The 16962-nt window shown below is 63.7% G+C and carries 15 protein-coding genes; 8 read left to right on the top strand and 7 right to left on the bottom strand.

Features of this window, described 5'->3' with window-relative positions; all coding sequences use genetic code 11:
• Positions 1 to 72: 72 nt before the first annotated feature.
• Positions 73 to 456, top strand: coding sequence for an antibiotic biosynthesis monooxygenase (locus K3758_RS02915; protein WP_259947475.1), 384 nt, complete (start codon positions 73 to 75; stop codon positions 454 to 456).
• On the opposite strand, the gene K3758_RS02910 is transcribed toward K3758_RS02915, so the two are convergent.
• On the bottom strand, positions 453 to 1979 hold the full coding sequence (locus K3758_RS02910) for a cryptochrome/photolyase family protein (RefSeq protein ID WP_259947473.1): 1527 nt from the start codon (positions 1977 to 1979) through the stop codon (positions 453 to 455). The genes K3758_RS02915 and K3758_RS02910 overlap by 4 nt on opposite strands.
• The gene (locus K3758_RS02905; RefSeq protein ID WP_259947471.1) at positions 1976 to 2644 is read right to left on the bottom strand and encodes an SDR family NAD(P)-dependent oxidoreductase; all 669 of its coding nucleotides are present in this window, start codon (positions 2642 to 2644) and stop codon (positions 1976 to 1978) included. The genes K3758_RS02910 and K3758_RS02905 overlap by 4 nt, the downstream gene beginning before the upstream one ends.
• A 299-nt stretch (positions 2645 to 2943) precedes the next feature.
• On the opposite strand from K3758_RS02905, the gene K3758_RS02900 reads away from it, so the two are divergent.
• On the top strand, positions 2944 to 4512 hold the full coding sequence (locus K3758_RS02900) for a 2-isopropylmalate synthase (protein WP_259947469.1): 1569 nt from the start codon (positions 2944 to 2946) through the stop codon (positions 4510 to 4512).
• 232 nt (positions 4513 to 4744) lie between these two features.
• Here the strand turns inward: K3758_RS02900 and K3758_RS02895 are convergent, their stop codons facing one another.
• A complete protein-coding gene (locus K3758_RS02895; RefSeq protein ID WP_259947467.1) occupies positions 4745 to 5326 on the bottom strand; it encodes a VOC family protein in 582 nt (193 codons plus the stop codon).
• Between the two features lie 190 nt (positions 5327 to 5516).
• Between K3758_RS02895 and K3758_RS02890 the strand changes: the two genes are divergently transcribed.
• The 6 genes from K3758_RS02890 to K3758_RS02865 all read left to right on the top strand — a co-directional run bounded on the left by K3758_RS02890 (position 5517) and on the right by K3758_RS02865 (position 12116).
• Positions 5517 to 6563, top strand: coding sequence for a rod shape-determining protein (locus K3758_RS02890; protein ID WP_040700660.1), 1047 nt, complete (start codon positions 5517 to 5519; stop codon positions 6561 to 6563).
• Positions 6564 to 6634: 71 nt separating this feature from the next.
• Entirely contained in the window at positions 6635 to 7537 is a 903-nt protein-coding gene (gene mreC / locus K3758_RS02885; RefSeq protein WP_120350151.1) for a rod shape-determining protein MreC, read from the top strand.
• Positions 7534 to 8073: a rod shape-determining protein MreD gene (locus K3758_RS02880; protein ID WP_259947465.1), complete on the top strand. Its 540-nt coding sequence runs from the start codon at positions 7534 to 7536 to the stop codon at positions 8071 to 8073. The genes mreC and K3758_RS02880 overlap by 4 nt, the downstream gene beginning before the upstream one ends.
• Positions 8074 to 8088: 15 nt before the next feature.
• Entirely contained in the window at positions 8089 to 10038 is a 1950-nt protein-coding gene (mrdA, locus tag K3758_RS02875; protein WP_259947464.1) for a penicillin-binding protein 2, read from the top strand.
• Positions 10035 to 11174: a rod shape-determining protein RodA gene (gene rodA / locus K3758_RS02870; protein WP_067916467.1), complete on the top strand. Its 1140-nt coding sequence runs from the start codon at positions 10035 to 10037 to the stop codon at positions 11172 to 11174. The genes mrdA and rodA overlap by 4 nt, the downstream gene beginning before the upstream one ends.
• Positions 11175 to 11177: 3 nt before the next feature.
• Positions 11178 to 12116: a glyoxylate/hydroxypyruvate reductase A gene (locus tag K3758_RS02865; RefSeq protein WP_259947462.1), complete on the top strand. Its 939-nt coding sequence runs from the start codon at positions 11178 to 11180 to the stop codon at positions 12114 to 12116.
• A gap of 19 nt (positions 12117 to 12135) precedes the next feature.
• On the opposite strand, the gene K3758_RS02860 is transcribed toward K3758_RS02865, so the two are convergent.
• Genes K3758_RS02860 through coaBC form a run of 4 tightly spaced genes read right to left on the bottom strand, consistent with a single transcriptional unit; the run spans position 12136 to position 16889 of the window.
• A complete protein-coding gene (locus K3758_RS02860) occupies positions 12136 to 14148 on the bottom strand; it encodes a M3 family metallopeptidase (RefSeq protein WP_259947461.1) in 2013 nt (670 codons plus the stop codon).
• A 48-nt stretch (positions 14149 to 14196) separates the two neighbouring features.
• Complete coding sequence (locus K3758_RS02855; protein WP_259947460.1) at positions 14197 to 15234, bottom strand: molybdopterin-synthase adenylyltransferase MoeB; 1038 nt, start codon at positions 15232 to 15234, stop codon at positions 14197 to 14199.
• On the bottom strand, positions 15234 to 15686 hold the full coding sequence (dut, locus tag K3758_RS02850; RefSeq protein ID WP_259947458.1) for a dUTP diphosphatase: 453 nt from the start codon (positions 15684 to 15686) through the stop codon (positions 15234 to 15236). The genes K3758_RS02855 and dut overlap by 1 nt, the downstream gene beginning before the upstream one ends.
• Before the next feature lie 9 nt (positions 15687 to 15695).
• Positions 15696 to 16889, bottom strand: a complete 1194-nt coding sequence (coaBC, locus tag K3758_RS02845; protein WP_259947457.1) for a bifunctional phosphopantothenoylcysteine decarboxylase/phosphopantothenate--cysteine ligase CoaBC — start codon at positions 16887 to 16889, stop codon at positions 15696 to 15698.
• Positions 16890 to 16962 lie beyond the last annotated feature (73 nt).

The raw sequence follows: 16962 nt of genomic DNA, 5'->3' as shown, positions 1-16962 counted from the left end.
GAGTGATCTCCGGGCCTTTTCTTTGTCCGAAAACTAGGGCTAGCATGGGGGCAGCAACCGCAGGGAGCCACCATGATCGCCGTTATTTTCGAAGTCTTCCCCCACCCCGACCGCCGCGAGGAATACCTCGATGTTGCGGCCAAGATGCGGCCCCTGCTAGATGAGGTGGATGGCTTCATCTCTGTCGAACGGTTCCAAAGCCTGACCAACCCCGAAAAGCTGCTTTCGCTCTCTTTCTTTCGCGATGAAGAGGCGGTGCAGAACTGGCGCAAGCTGACCGCGCACCGCGGCGCGCAGGCAGCAGGGCGCGAAGGCATCTTTACCGATTACCACCTGCGCATCGCCCATGTGATCCGCGACTATGGTATGTTCGACCGCGCAGAGGCGCCACAGGACAGTCAGGAAATCCATCCGCCACGACCCATTCCCCAAAGGCTGAAGGCTGACCGGGACTAAACCGTCTCCCCCGCCTCCAGCCGCCGCAACCAGTTGCCCGCATCGCGCAAGACCGCCTCGCGGCGGTCGGCATCCATGCGGTCCCACGTGGCATACATGTTTCTCATACGCGCATTGCCCTGAAACCGCTCTCGGTGCCGGTCAAGAAAGTGCCAGTAAAGCAGGTTGAACGGGCAGGCTTTCTGTCCCGCCTTCGCAGTGACGCTGTAGCTGCATCCTTTGCAGTAGTCCGACATGCGATTGATGTAAGCCCCGGACGAGACATAGGGTTTCGAGGCGATGATCCCGCCGTCGGCGAATAGGCTCATGCCGACGGTGTTGGGCGCTTCGACCCATTCATAGGCGTCGGCGTAGACCTCTAGATACCATTCATGCACCTGATGCGGATCAATCCCGGCCAGCAGGGCGAAATTGCCCGTCACCATCAGCCGCTGAATATGGTGCGCATAGGCGTATTTCTGCGTTTGCCCGATGGTTTGGCGCAGGCAATTCATCTGCGTGTCGGCACCCCAGAAAAAGGCAGGCAAATCGCGGTCGTGTCGCAGCACGTTGCGCGCCACATACTCCGGCCCCTCAAGAAAATAGATGCCCCGCACATATTCGCGCCAACCGAGAATTTGGCGGATAAACCCTTCGGCAGCGTTGATCGGCACCTCCCCCTGCTGCCACGCCTTTTCGGCGGCCCGGCAGACCTCCATCGGGTCGAGCAACCCAAGGTTCAGATAGGGAGAGATCAGCGCGTGAAAGAGATAGGGCTGCCCTTCCAGCATCGCGTCCTGATAATCGCCAAATCGCGGCAGGGCGTGGGTGATGAAATGCGCCAAGACCTGCAGGGCCTCCGCGCGCGTGGTGGCAAATTCAAAGGGGAGCAGATCACCGAAGTTGTCCCCATAGCGCGTCTCCACAAGGTCAAGCACCGCTTGGGTCTCAGCATCAGGCGCAAAGCTGATCGGCTCGGGGAACTCCAGCCCCTCCTTAGGGGGTTTGCGGTTGTCGTGGTCGAAATTCCATTTGCCCCCTGCGGGATCGTCGCCCTCCATCAACAGGTCGGTCTCGCGGCGCATCTCGCGGTAGAAATACTCCATCCGCAGCGCCTTGCGCCCCTCGGCCCAATCTTCGAACCGTTTGCGGGTGGCGATAAAGCGGTCATCCGGCAAGAGATGCGTCGGGATCGGCGCATCGGTCAGCGTGTTGAGCAGCCGCCACTCCCCCGGCTCTGTCACGATCACCTCGCCCGCGCCGGTCTCCTCCGCCCGGCGGAGCAGTTCGCCGACGAGAGAGCCCGCGTTTTCGGGGTCATCCAGCCGGGTATAGCGCAAGCTCCAGCCGTCATCCTCCAACTTGCGGGCAAATTTGCGCATTGCGGCGAAGACCAGCGCGATTTTCTTGGGGTGGTGACGGACATATTCCGCCTCTTGCGCGACTTCGGCCATGACCACCACATCGCGCGCCTTGTCGGCCTCGCGCAGCGATGACAGGTTTAGGGAGAGCTGATCGCCCAGAACCAAGATCAAACGGCTCACCACGGCACCGCCTTTCCGGCCCAATCAAAGAACCCGCCGCTATCGTCCGGGATCAGCCCGTCGATCACCCGCAGCAGATTTTTCGCAGCCTCCCCCGGCGGCACCGCCGGATGGCGGCCCAGATATTTCTCGGTAAAGGGTGTTTCGACGGTGCCGGGGTGCAGCGCCACGCAGATGCTTTGCGGATGGGAGCGGCTGAGTTCAATCGCGGCGGTATGCACGATCTGGTTCACCGCCGCCTTGGCGCTGCGGTAGCTGATCCAACCGCCCAAACGGTTGTCCCCGATAGAGCCGACCCGCGCCGAAAGCACGACGAACACCGCGCGCCTGTCGCGCGGCAAGAGCCGCCCCGCATGACGCAGGATCAGCGCCGGACCGACCGCGTTGAGCGCGAATTGATCCAGCATCGCCTTTTGCGTGATGGCCCGCAGCGACTTTTCCGGGGCTGCCCCGTCGATCTCCAAAGCGCCTGTGGCGACGATCACCGCGTCGAAAGGGCCGGTAAGCCCCTCCAGCGCCGCATTCACCGAAGCCTCATCCCTAAGGTCCAGCCCATCGCTGGCGCGAGAGAGCGCCGTTACCTCATCCCCGCGCGCCCGCAAGGTGTCGCTCAGCGCCGCGCCGATCCCGCCGCTGGCCCCGATCACAAGCACCCGCGCCCTCACGCCGCCGCGTCCTGCGATATCGCTTTGTACTGCATCCTGAACTCCCTTGCTTATAGGCAGATAGGCGGCGCTGACGCGGGGGCAAACAAAAGCCGCAACACCCCCTTTCCATTTGAAAACGGGTGCGTATAACTACTCCTATGACACAGGCCGTCCATATCCCGACCCTGCCGCGCCGCTGCGCGGGCCTGCTGCGTGCCAACTTGCTGCACCTAATTCGCCTCTGAGCGTGCCCTTCGGCGCGCCCGCTCAGAGGGATGTGTCGCGCGCCAAGGATACCAGCAAAGAAAGAACCCAGGATGACCGATATGACGAAACAGGACCGTGTGCTGATTTTTGACACCACCTTGCGGGATGGCGAACAATCCCCCGGGGCGACGATGACCCATGCTGAGAAGTTGGAGATCGCGCAGCTTTTGGATGAGATGGGCGTCGACATCATCGAAGCAGGCTTCCCCATCGCTTCGGAAGGCGACTTTAACGCGGTCAGCGAGATTGCCCGCCAATCGCAAAACGCCGTGATCTGCGGCCTTGCCCGCGCCCAATTGGGCGACATCGACCGCTGCTGGGAAGCCGTGAAACATGCCCGCCAGCCGCGCATTCACACCTTCATCGGCACCTCGCCCCTGCACCGCGCTATTCCGAACCTGACCCAAGACGAGATGGCCGACCGCATCCATGAAACCGTGACCCACGCGCGCAATCTGTGTGACAACGTGCAATGGTCGCCGATGGATGCCACCCGGACCGAGCTTGATTACCTCTACCGCGTTGTCGAGATCGCCATCAAAGCCGGGGCTACCACGATCAACATCCCCGACACCGTGGGCTATACCGCCCCGCGCGAAAGCGCCGATTTGATCGCCAAACTGCTCGAAAACGTGCCGGGCGCGGATGAGATCATCTTTGCCACCCACTGCCACAACGATCTGGGTATGGCGACAGCCAACAGCCTTGCCGCCGTGGAAGCCGGGGCGCGGCAGGTGGAATGCACCATCAACGGTCTGGGCGAACGCGCGGGCAACACGGCCCTCGAAGAGGTCGTCATGGCCCTCAAGGTGCGCAACGACATCATGCCCTATGAGACGCGCATCGACAGCACCAAGATCATGAACATCTCGCGCCGTGTTGCGACGGTCTCGGGTTTTGCGGTGCAATTCAACAAGGCCATCGTCGGCAAGAACGCCTTTGCCCATGAGAGCGGCATTCACCAAGACGGCATGCTCAAGAATGCCGAAACGTTTGAGATCATGCGCCCGGAGGATGTGGGTCTGACCGAGACCAATATCGTGATGGGCAAACACTCTGGCCGCGCGGCGCTGCGGTCTAAGCTGGAAGACCTCGGGTTTGAGCTGGGCGACAACCAGCTGAAGGATATCTTTGTGCGGTTCAAGGAATTGGCCGATCGTAAAAAGGAAATCTACGAGGACGATCTGATCGCGCTGATGCGCACCGCGACCGACCCCGAGGAAGACCGCATTCGGCTCAAGTCCCTTAAAGTGGTTTGCGGCACCGATGGCCCGCAGACTGCTGACATGGTACTTGAAGTGGACGGTGCTGAGCAGTCCACCAATCAAACGGGCGATGGCCCCGTTGATGCTGCGTTCAATTGCATCAAAGCGCTGGTGCCGCATACCGCGCGCTTGCAGCTCTATCAGGTGCATGCCGTGACCGAAGGCACCGACGCGCAGGCGACGGTTTCCGTGCGGATGGAGGAAGAGGGCCGGATCGTGACGGGGCAATCTGCCGATACCGATACCGTGGTGGCGAGTGTGCGGGCCTATATCCACGCGCTGAACCGCCTGTTGGTGCGGCGCGAGAAGGGCGGCACGGACAAGCGTGAGATTAACTACAAAGATGTGAGCTGAACGGCGGGGCGGGGGTAAGACCCCGCCCCTTGTTACATGTGCAGTATGGAAGTAGGGCATCGCCTGCCCGCGGGGTGGCGAACCAAACCTTAGTTCATACCACTTGATTGATCAGCCATGGCGTACCCTCAAAGTGGCATACCCAGCGTCAACAAATCGCCTCCCCGTCCGGGCGGGCAGGCGATGCCCGGCGCCTGCGGCTTGATTCCGGGCCAGGGTGGCACACTCACCCTCAATACGGGTTCTTCGCCCCGCGATCCGCACTCAGCGAAGCCTGCCCCCGCTCCACAATCTTGACCACCGCATCTGCCAAATGCTGCCGCTGGATATGATCGTCCCCCGCCGCAACCCGCAGCTTATGCGCCTCCAGCATCACCTCAGCATGGCTCGACCCACGCGGCGGGATGAAGGTGTAGCAGGCCAGTTCAATCAACTGCCCCAGCGGATCCTTGAAATAGATCGAATGCATGAAGCCCCGGTCTTTCACCCCCGAATGCCCAATCCCGCGCGTTTCCAACCGCCCGGGGATTTGGTCAAACATCGCGCGGTCTACCTCGAACGCTAGATGATGCACACAGCCCGGATCCATCGGCGTGCGGTTGTGCACCCGCTTGCGGGTCTCATTGGTAAAGATCGTGATCAACCGCCCGTCGCCGGGATCAAAATAGAGATGCCCCTCGTTTGGGTCATCCAGATTGGGCTGGTCAAAGATGAAAGGCATCCCCAAGACCCCCTCCCAGAAGTCGATCGAGCTTTGCCGATCGGCCCCGGTGAGGGTGATGTGATGCACCCCAAGTGTCTGTATCTTTTGCATGGTATCGCCGACCTCCGCCTGTGCTGCGCCCTAAATATACCGCTCTATGATAGCGCGGCGGCAATATCGCGCCACCTTTGCGGTCTTGCCCCTTTCACCCTGACCCCGTGCGCCCTATAAGAGCCAGTAGCCCGCGCGTGGTCCCATGCAGGCGGGCCTGTCCGAATATTTGCAAGGCTCCGCTACTGTTATGTCCATCCTCGATCAATTCCGCGGCCTGTTCTCCTCCGATATGGCGATCGACCTCGGCACCGCGAATACGCTGGTTTACGTCAAGGGTAAGGGCATCGTTCTCAGCGAACCTTCGGTGGTGGCCTATCACGTCAAAGACGGCGTCAAGAAAGTGCTCGCCGTGGGCGAAGACGCCAAGCTGATGCTGGGCCGGACGCCCGGCAGCATTGAGGCGATCCGCCCGATGCGTGAAGGGGTCATTGCCGATTTCGACACCGCCGAGGAAATGATCAAGCACTTCATCCGTAAGGTGCACAAGCGCTCGACCTTCTCCAAGCCTAAGATCATCGTCTGCGTGCCGCATGGGGCGACCCCTGTTGAGAAACGCGCGATCCGCCAGTCAGTGCTGAGCGCTGGTGCGCGCCGTGCAGGGCTGATCGCCGAACCAATTGCTGCGGCCATCGGTGCGGGCATGCCGATCACCGATCCGACGGGCAACATGGTCGTCGACATCGGCGGCGGTACGACCGAGGTTGCGGTGCTGTCTCTGGGCGACATCGTCTATGCGCGCTCTGTTCGCGTCGGCGGCGACCGCATGGACGAAGGCATCATAAGCTACCTGCGCCGCCAGCAGAACCTGCTGATCGGTGAAACCACAGCCGAGCGGGTGAAAACCTCTATCGGTACGGCGCGGATGCCCGACGACGGGCGCGGCACCTCAATGCAGATCCGGGGCCGTGACCTGCTGAATGGTGTGCCGAAAGAAATCGAAGTGACCCAAGCGCAGATCGCCGAGGCGCTGGCCGAACCGGTGCAGCAGATTTGCGAGGCGGTGATGACCGCGCTTGAAACCACCCCGCCCGACCTTGCCGCCGACATCGTCGACCGCGGCGTGATGCTCACCGGCGGCGGCGCGCTGCTGGGTGATCTTGATCTGGCGCTGCGCGAGCAGACCGGCCTTGCGATCTCGGTCGCGGATGAGCCGCTCAACTGCGTGGCCCTCGGCACCGGCAAAGCGTTGGAATACGAGAAACAACTGCGCCACGCGATCGACTACGACAGTTAACACTGGCAGATTAGCCAGACCCGGCACGCGGCGACACCGCCCCGCCTGACCGGGTGGGAGTTTCGGCACAGATGCCCAAGGACCGTTCCAGTTCCAGCGATTTCACCGGCCCCCTGCGCCGGTTGCTGCTGGCTGTGTTGGTGTTGGCGCTGGTCGGGATTTTCCTGCTTTGGCGCATCGACAGCCCCCGCGTTGAACGTTTCCGCGCGCAGGTGACCGACCGTTTCGTGCCGAACCTCGATTGGGCTATGGCCCCTGTTACCGGCACGATCAACCTGCTGCGCGATTTCCAAAGCTACCAACGTCTGAGCGAACAGAACCGCGAGCTGCGTTCGGAACTGCGGCAGATGCAGGCGTGGAAAGAAGCGGCCCTTCAGCTAGAGCAAGAGAACGCCCGCCTGCTGGATCTAAACAACGTGCGGCTTGACCCACGCCTCACGTTCATCACCGGCACCGTTCTGGCCGACAGCGGATCGCCCTACCGCCAATCGGTGCTGCTGAACGTCGGCGCGCGCGATGGGCTGGTTGAAGGTTGGGCCACGATGGACGGCATCGGCCTTGTGGGCCGCATTGCAGGCGTGGGCAAGAACACCGCGCGCGTGATCCTGCTGACTGACGCTTCCAGCCGCATTCCGGCGACGATCCAGCCTTCTGGCCAGCGGGCCATCGTGGCGGGCGACAACAGCGCCGCGCCGCCGCTTGATTTCATCGAGAACCGTGAATTGGTCCGCCCCGGTGACCGGGTGATCAGCTCGGGCGATGGCGGGGTGTTCCCGGCGGGCATCCTGATCGGCCAAGTCGCCGCCGATCCGGGCGGGCGTCTTCGCGTCAGGCTGGCGGCGGATTACGAGCGGTTGGAGTTCCTGCGCGTGTTGCGCCACCATGGCAATGAGACCGTGCCGGACACCGCCCATGTCATCACCTCCGATGGCCCCTTGGCCGACCCGGCGGCGCCGGTCGGGGTGCAGCCATGACCGATCTGTCACGCAGCCGCCTTTGGGTCATGCGCCTGAGCTTTGTTGCGCTGGCGCTGGTGATCTTGTTCTTCCACCTCCTCCCGCTTGAGACGACCCCGCGGGCTTGGGCCGGGCCGGACCTGCTGCTGGGCTTTGCCTGCGCTTGGGGTCTGCGGCGGCCTGAATATGTGCCCGCGCTTTTTCTGGCCTTGATCTTTTTGCTGACGGATCTGTTGCTACAACGCCCGCCCGGACTTTGGGCGGTGCTGGCCTTGCTCGGGGTCGAGAACCTGAAATCGCGGGGGCGGCATCTGCGGGATGCGAGCTTTGCCGCCGAATGGCTGACCGTGGCGGTGATCCTGACCATGGTGATCTTTGCCAACCGCATTTTGCTGAGCCTTGCACTGGTGCCCACGCCCGCCATGACGCTGAACCTCACGGAATTGGCACTGACGATGCTTGCTTATCCGCTGATCGTGGCGGTGACCCATGGTATCATGGGCGTGCGCAAGACCGCGCCGGGCGATCTGGACGCGCTTGGCAAACGGGTGTGATCGGGGAGCGATGAGATGAGACGTAGCCGCGCCGACAATGATGCAAACCACACACGCCTGACCCGGCGCGCTGCCCTTTTGGGCGGGGCGCAACTGCTGTTCATGGGCGGTCTGGCCGCGCGGATGCGCTATCTGCAGGTCGATCAGGCCGACCAATTTCGCCTGCTCGCCGAAGAGAACCGCATCAACATCCGCCTGATCCCGCCCTCCCGCGGTGAGATTTTCGACCGCAACGGCGTACAGCTTGCCGATAACGTGCCCTCCTACCGGATCGTCATGGTGCGCGAAGACGCGGGCGACGTGGCGGCGGTGATGGAACGTTTGGCCCAAGTTATCGAAATTGATGACGAAACCCGCGAACGCGCCATGACCGAGATGGCCCGCTCCGCGCCCTTCCTGCCCGTCACCATCGTCGATGACGTCAGTTGGGAGGTCGTGAGCAAGGTCAGTGTCAACGCCCCTGCCCTGCCCGGCGTCACCCCCGAAGTGGGCCTGACCCGCGTCTACCCCCGCGGCGCGGATTTTGCGCATGTGGTGGGACGCGTGGGCCGGGTGAGCCAAGCCGATCTCGACGCGCTGGAAAACCCCGATCAGGTGCTGCGCATCCCGCGCTTTCAAATCGGCAAGATCAACGTCGAAGCCCGCGCCGAGAACCTGCTGCGCGGCGCGGCGGGCACCAAACATGTAGAGGTGAATGCCACAGGCCGCGTGATGCGCGAGTTGGAGCGGCGCGAAGGTCAGGCCGGGGCGGATCTGCAATTGACCGTGGACGCCAATCTGCAACGCTATGTGCAGGCCCGTCTGGGCGAAGAAAGCGCCGCCGTGGTCATCATCGACTGCGAGAATGGCGATCTGGCCGCACTCGCCTCATCGCCCAGCTATGACCCGAACCTCTTTATCGGCGGCATCTCTTCGGCGGACTATAACCCGCTGCTAAATTCCAAATACCGCCCGCTGGTGAACAAACCCGTGCAGGGCACCTACCCGCCCGGCTCGACCTTCAAGATGATCGTGGCGCTGGCCGCCATCGAAGAGGGCATCGTCGCCCCCGATGAGACCGTCTATTGCCCCGGCCATCTGGAGGTCGCGGGGCGGCGGTTCCACTGTTGGAAACGCGCAGGCCATGGCTGGGTCGACCTTCAAGATTCGCTCAAGCAATCCTGCGACGTTTACTACTACGATCTCGCCGTGAAGGTGGGCATCGAAAAGATCACCGCCATGGCGAACCGCTTTGGCCTTGGGATCAAACATGATCTGGCGCTGTCTTCGGTCGCGGGCGGGCTTGCGCCGACCAAACAGTGGAAACGCTCAGCCCGGGGCGAGGATTGGGTCGTGGGCGACACGGTCAACGCCTCCATTGGGCAGGGTTTTACCCTGTCCTCCCCACTGCAGCTGGCGGTGATGAGCGCGCGGATCGCCACCGGACGCGCAGTGACGCCACGGCTGATCAAATCCATCGACGGGGTGGAACAACCCAGCGGCGCGGGCGAGCCGATGGGCCTGAACGAAAACAACCTGCGCCAGTTGCGCAAAGCGATGTACGACGTGGTCAACGACCGCCGCGGCACCGGCTATCGCAGCCGCATCATCGACGACACGATGCGCATGGCGGGCAAGACCGGCACCAGTCAGGTGCGCAACATCACCGCCGCCGAACGCGCCCGTGGTGTGACCAGCAACGCCGACCTGCCGTGGGAGCGCCGCGACCACGCGCTTTTCGTGTGCTTCGCGCCCTACGACAAACCCAAATACGCGGCCTGCGTGCTGGTGGAACACGGGGGGGGCGGGTCAACCGCCGCCGCCCCGATTGCGCGCGATGTGATGTTACAGGCCATGGCCGGGGGCGAGCCGCCGCTCGAAGCCTACCCCAAGTCCGACCGGGGCCGCATCGCCACCCAGCAAGAAGAGCTGCGCGACACCGCACCGGAAACCTCGGCCAGCGTAGCGGGAGACGATCAGGCATGAGCTATCTTGAGCATACGGTCAAATCCGTCCCCACGGGGCTGCGCAAGATCCTTTTCATGAATTGGCCGCTGGCGATCCTGTTGACCAGTGTCGCGGGCGTGGGGTTCTTGATGCTCTATTCGGTCGCGGGCGGGTCATTCTCCCCTTGGGCCGAACCGCAGATGAAGCGTTTTGGCATGGGCATAGCGATCATGTTCACCGTGGCGATGGTGCCGATCTGGCTCTGGCGCAACCTGTCGGGCGTGGCCTATGGGGCGACCTTGGTGCTACTGGTCGCGGTCGAACTCTTTGGCTCTGTCGGCATGGGCGCGCAGCGTTGGATCGACATCGGCTTCATGCGGCTGCAGCCGTCGGAGTTGATGAAGATCACGCTGGTGCTGTTTCTGGCCGCCTATTACGACTGGCTGCCGGTCAAAAAGGTGTCGCGGCCCTTTTGGGTCCTGCTGCCGATCCTGATCATCGTGGTCCCCACCGCTTTGGTCCTGAAACAGCCCGACTTGGGCACCTCGATCCTGCTTTTGACCGCCGGGGGCGGGCTGATGTTCCTTGCAGGGGTGCATTGGGCCTATTTCGCCGCCGTCATCACCGCCGCCATCGGGCTGGTCACTGCTGTCTTCCAATCGCGCGGCACCCCGTGGCAACTGCTGAAAGATTACCAATACCGCCGCATCGACACCTTTCTCGACCCCAGCCAAGACCCGCTTGGCGCGGGCTACCACATCACCCAATCCAAGATCGCGCTCGGCTCGGGCGGCTGGTCTGGGCGTGGCTACATGCAAGGCACCCAGTCGCGGCTGAACTTCCTGCCCGAGAAACACACCGACTTTATCTTTACCACGCTGGCCGAAGAGTTCGGCTTCGTCGGCGGCGTCTCACTCCTTGGGCTTTATGCGCTGATCATCCTGTTCTGCGTGGCCTCGGCGGTGAAGAACAAAGACCGGTTCTCAAGCCTGCTGACACTGGGCATCGCGCTCAACTTCTTTCTCTTTTTCGCCGTTAACATGTCGATGGTCATGGGGCTGGCCCCTGTGGTTGGCGTGCCGCTGCCGATGGTGAGCTATGGCGGCTCGGCCATGCTGGTGCTGCTGCTGGCCTTTGGGCTGGTGCAATCGGCGCATGTTCATAGACCGAGGTAATTCATGACGATCAATATTCTCTTCGCCGCCAAAGCCGAACGCTGGGATGGCTACGAAAAACCGTTGAACGACGCGCTGCGCAAGGCCCTGCCGGGGCGGGATTTCACACTCGCCACCGACCTGCCGCCCGAAGAGGTCGATTATATCGTATATGCCCCCAACAGCGACTTGCAGGATTTCACCCCCTACACCCGCGCCAAAGCGGTGCTGAACCTCTGGGCCGGGGTGGAGGCGATCACCGGCAATGAGACCTTGAATATCCCGCTGACACGGATGGTCGATTTCGGCCTGACCCACGGCATGGTCGAATGGGTCACGGGCCATGTGCTGCGCCATCATCTGGGGATGGATGCGGACATTCTGCGCAAGGACGCTAAATGGGAGCCGCGCACCCCGCCACTGGCACGCGAACGGGGCGTGGCGGTGCTGGGCATCGGTGCGCTCGGCCAAGCGGTGGCCGCGGCGTTGGTGGGTCTGGGCTTCGACGTGACCGGCTGGTCGCGGAGCGAAAAGCAGATCGAGGGCGTGCGCTGCCTGCATGGCGATGCGGGCCTGACAGAAACGCTGAAACGGGCCGAGATCGCCGTGCTGCTGATGCCCGACACCCCCGCCACGCGAGAGGTGCTGAACGCCGAGACACTGGCGCAGATGCCCAAAGGCGCGTTTATCATCAATCCCGGTCGCGGCCCGCTGATTGATGATGACGCCCTGCTTGCCGCGCTCGACAGCGGGCAGATCGCCCATGCCACGCTGGATGTCTTCCGCGTGGAACCGCTGCCCGAGGACCACCCCTATTGGGCGCATCCGCGCGTCACCGTGACCCCGCATCTCGCGGCGGCCACGCGCAATGAGACGGCCTCGGAAGTCATCGCCGAGAACATCCGCCGCAGTGAGGCCGGAGAGCCTCTGCTACATCTGGTAGACCGCGACCGGGGGTACTAACCCCCGGTCGCGTCAAGGCTCAGGCCGCCAGCCCGCGCCCTTTGAGCAGCGCCTCGACCCCCGGCAGACGCCCCCGGAACGCGGTATAAAGCTCTGCCGGATCGCGGCTGCCGCCGGTCGACAGGATGTGGGTCTCCAACGCCTCGGCGCGCTCCGCATTAAAGGCGCCGCCCGCTTCTTCGAAAGCGGCGAAGGCGTCGGCGTCCATCACCTCGGACCACATGTAGCTGTAATAGGCGCTGGAATATCCGTCGCCCGAGAAGACATGCGCGAATTGGGGCGTGGCGTGGCGCATCCGGATCGCCTGAGGCATGCCGATGCTGCTGAGCACCTCGGCCTGTTTCGCCATCGGGTCGGCGGGCGGGGACCCGTCGTGGAACTCCAGATCGACGAGGGCCGAGGCGATATACTCCACCGTCTGGAACCCCATGTCGAAGGTCGACGCCGCCAGCACCTTGTCCAGCATCTGACGCGGCATCGGCTCGCCCGTGCGGGCGTGGGTGGCGAATTTCTGCAAGACCTCGGGCTGGTCCAGCCAATGCTCATAAAGCTGGCTGGGCAATTCCACAAAGTCCCGCGCCACCGAGGTGCCGCTGACGCTTTCATAGGTCACGTCCGACAGCATCTGGTGCAGCGCATGGCCGAACTCGTGAAACAGCGTGCGCGCGTCGTCATAGGACAGCAGCGCCGGGTCGCCCTTGGCGAAATTGCAGACGTTGATCACCACCGGTGCCTGCGCGGCCGGGAACTTCGCCTGCGCGCGCATCGCCGAACACCATGCGCCCGAACGCTTCGAGCCGCGCGCGAAGTAATCGCCGATAAAGACCGCCACATGCTTGCCGTTCCGCGTCACCTCCCACGCCCGGCAGTCGGGGTGGTAGAGCGGCACGTCGAGCGGCGCGAACGCCAAGCCGAACAACCGGTTAGCACAGTCAAACGCCGCGTCGATCATCCGGTCGAGCTGGAAATAGGGTTTCAGCGCCGCCTCATCGAGGTCATGCTCTGCCGCGCGGCGTTTTTCGGCGTAGTAGCGCCAGTCCCATGGCTCCAGCGCCCCGTTCACGCCGTCCTCGCGCATCAGCGCGGTCAGCACCTCGGCATCGGCGTCGGCCTGCGCCTTGGCAGGTTTCCAAACCGACATCAGCAAGTCGCGCACGGCATCCGGCGTCTTGGCCATTTCGGTTTCCAACTTGTAGGCGGCGAAATTTTTATAGCCCAGAAGTTCCGCGCGCTCCCTGCGCAGGGCCAGCGTTTCGGCAGCGATGTCGCGGTTGTCGGTTTCCCCGCCATTCGCACCGCGCGCTTCCCACGCACGAAACGCCTTTTCGCGCAGGTCGCGACGGTCTGAGAATTGCAGGAAGGGTGTGATCAGCGACCGCGAGAGCGTGACCACCGGGCCCTCCGCGCCCTTCTCCTTGCCCGCCGCGCGGGCGGCGTCGACCGCGAATTCCGGCAGGCCAGTCAGATCGCCCTCCGACAGCGGCATGAACCAATCCCGCTCATCGGCCAGCAGGTTCTGCGTGAACTGCGTGCCCAGCACCGCCAGCCGCGCCTTAATCTCTTTCATCCGCTCGGCGGCGGCCCCGGTCAAGGCCGCGCCAGAGCGGACGAAGCCGCGATGCGTCAGCATCAGCACGCGGGCCTGCTCCTCGGTCAGATCGAGCGTGTCGCGGGCCTCCCAGATGGCAGCGATGCGGGCAAAGAGCGTGGCATTACCCGAGATCGCCGATTGATGCGCGGCAAGCTTGGGCGAGAAATCGCGCTGCAACGCCTCGCGCGCGCCGTTGCTGTCGGCCCCCGCGACGGTGAAGAATACGCTCAGCACCTTGTCGAGCGCGTCGCCGGATGCTTCGAGCGCCTCGATCGTATTGGCAAAGCTGGGCGCCTCGGGGTTCTCGGCGATGGCGTCGATCTCGGCCCGGTGGGCGGTCAATGCCTCCTCAAGCGCGGGGGCGAAATCATCGTCTGAAATGCGATCAAAGGGGGCGATGCCGAAGGGCGTGTTCCAGTCAGCGAGCAGCGGATTTGTCATGTAAATCTCCTTTGCGCTCTAGATGGGGCGCGGGGAGGAGACTTGCAATCACTCGCCGCAGGTTTCGCAGCCCGCCCGCCGCTTGAGCCCGATCTTGCGGGTCTCACCGTAAAGCCCGTCGTAGATCATCATCTCGCCGCGCAGCACGCTGCCCGCGCCGGTGATCAGCTTCACCGCCTCAAGCGCCATCATCGTGCCGATCACGCCGGGCAGCGGCCCGATCACCCCGGCCTCGGCACAGGAGGGTGCCAGACCCGCGGCAGGCGCTTGCGGAAAGATACAGCGATAGCAGGGCGCACTGCGCGCGGGATCAAAGATGCTGAGCTGCCCCTCCCACTGGCTGAGCGCGCCTGAAATCAGTGGCTTACCAGCTGCGACACAGGCGGCATTTACCCGGTAACGGGTGTCGAAATTATCGGTCCCGTCAAGCACGAGGTCATAGTCGGCCACCAGTTCGGCGGCGATCTCGTCGCTGAGGCGACGGTGGTAGGGGCGCACGGTGATATGGGGGTTTTGCGCCAGCATCTCGGCTTGGGCCGAGAAGACCTTGGGCGTGCCGATGGCCGCGTCCTTGTGGATTACCTGCCGCTGCAGGTTCGCGTTCTCGACCGTGTCGTCGTCGATCACCCCGATGGTGCCGACGCCCGCCGCTGCGAGATACTGCAGCGCCGGCGCGCCGAGGCCACCCGCCCCCACGACAAGCACCTTGGCGTTTTTCAACGCCTTTTGCCCGGCCCCGCCGACCTCGCGTAGTACGATATGGCGGGCATAACGGTTGAGTTCACTGTCCGAGAAACGGCCCGAGGTCTGGGGCGCCGCCGGTTCGCGCGGTGTGGCGCGGGCGCGCAGGGTTGCCAGCCCCTGCCGGTAGAGCATCACCAGCGCAACGAAGCCGCCCAGCAGCAGCCAAGGCGCGGCGCTCCCGCCGGTGGCCAACCGCAGCGGATGCGTGGCCGGAAAGACCAGATGCAGCCCCACCAAAGCCAGATACATCACCGCAACCAGCCCCGCACGTAGCCCGCGCGGCAGGCCGAGAAACCCGCCGCCAAACCAAAGAGCGGCAGCGATGATTAAAACCGCCAGCATCAGAGCGCCCCCGTCGAGCCGAAACCGCCCGCGCCGCGCGGGGTTTCATCAAGGCTATCGGCCAGATCGAACCCCGCCTGCACCACCGGGGCCACGACCATCTGCGCGATGCGCATGCCGTGTTCGACGGTAAACGCCTCTTGCCCCATATTGCCCATGATCACCCCCACGATGCCGCGATAATCGCTGTCGATGGTGCCCGGGCTGTTGATCAAGGTGATCCCATGTTTCAGCGCAAGGCCCGAGCGCGGGCGGATCTGCACCTCGAATCCCTGCGGGATCGCCATATGCAATCCGGTCGAGATCAGCGCCCGCGCGCCGGGGGCCAGCGTGACCGGACATTCGGGCAAGTTGGCCCGCAGGTCCGCGCCCGCCGCGCCTGCGCTTTCATAGGCGGGCAGTGGCAGGCTGCGGTCCGCGCCCTCGGCCCAGCAGAGTTTGATCGTGGTCATAGCGTCCCCTTAGGCAAGTGCTGCGGCAATGCGTTCGGCCAGACGGGCGGCCACCGCATCCTTGCCCATGCGCGGCCAGTCCTCTGCGCCCGCGTCGGTGATCAGCGTCACGGCATTCTCGCGGCCGCCCATGATGCCGGTGGCGGGGGAAACGTCGTTGGCGACGATCCAGTCACAGCCCTTGCGCGCGCGTTTCGCGGTGGCATGGGCCAGCACATTGTCGGTCTCTGCCGCGAAGCCCACGACGAGCGCGGGGCGGCCTTCGCTGCGCTGGCTGATGGTTTTCAGGATGTCGGGATTTTCCGCGAATGTGAGACTGGGCAGCCCGTCTTTGGATTTCTTCAACTTGCGGTCCCCTGCCCCCCGCACGTGCCAATCGGCCACCGCAGCGGCAAAGACGGCGGCATCGGCGGGCAGTGCGGCGTCTACCGCCTGCATCATCTCTTGCGCCGTTTGCACGGGCACCACCTTGACCCCCTCGGGCGGCGCGACCTCTGCCGGGCCGGTGACAAAGGTCACATCTGCCCCCAATGCCCTGAGCGCGCGCGCGATGGCCGTGCCCTGCGCACCGGAAGAGCGGTTGGCGATGTAGCGCACCGGGTCGATCGGCTCATGGGTGGGGCCGGAGGTAACGAGGATGCGTTTGCCCTTGAGGGGTCCGTTGCCAAGCTGCGCCTCAACAGCGGAGACAATCTCAAGCGGTTCGGCCATCCGCCCCGGGCCGAATTCACCGCAGGCCATGTCACCGTCATTCGGGCCCACCATGGTGATGCCATCGCCGCGCAACGTGGCGATGTTGCGCTGTGTCGCGGGGTGCTGCCACATGCGCACATTCATCGCAGGCGCCAGCAATACCGGCGTGTCGGTGGCCAACAGCAGGGTCGAGGCCAGATCATTCGCCGCACCCTGCGCCATCTTGGCCATCAGATCAGCCGTGGCGGGGGCGACCACCAGCAGGTCTGCCGCGCGGCTAAGTTGGATATGGCCCATCTCGGCCTCATCCCCCAGGTCGAAAAGATCGCGAAACACCTTCACCCCGGTCAGGGCCGAGACGGAAAGCGGGGTGACGAACTCTTCGCCTGCGCGGGTCAAAACCGGGGTCACCTTGGCCCCGCGTTCGCGCAGGCGGCGGATCAAATCGAGGGATTTATAGGCGGCAATGCCACCGCCGATGATCAGCAGAATATGTTTGCCCGACAGCATAAAGGCCCCCCGTTTGCGTTCGGGAGACCTTAATCCGGGGCGGCGAAATCTGCCAGCCCCGGTGGGCATCGCT

The organism is Sulfitobacter sp. W002 (genome assembly GCF_025142135.1).
Lineage (GTDB): Bacteria > Pseudomonadota > Alphaproteobacteria > Rhodobacterales > Rhodobacteraceae > Sulfitobacter > Sulfitobacter profundi.
The sequence above is the reverse complement of the archived record's forward strand: the minus strand, read 5'-3'. Positions and strand labels throughout refer to the sequence as shown.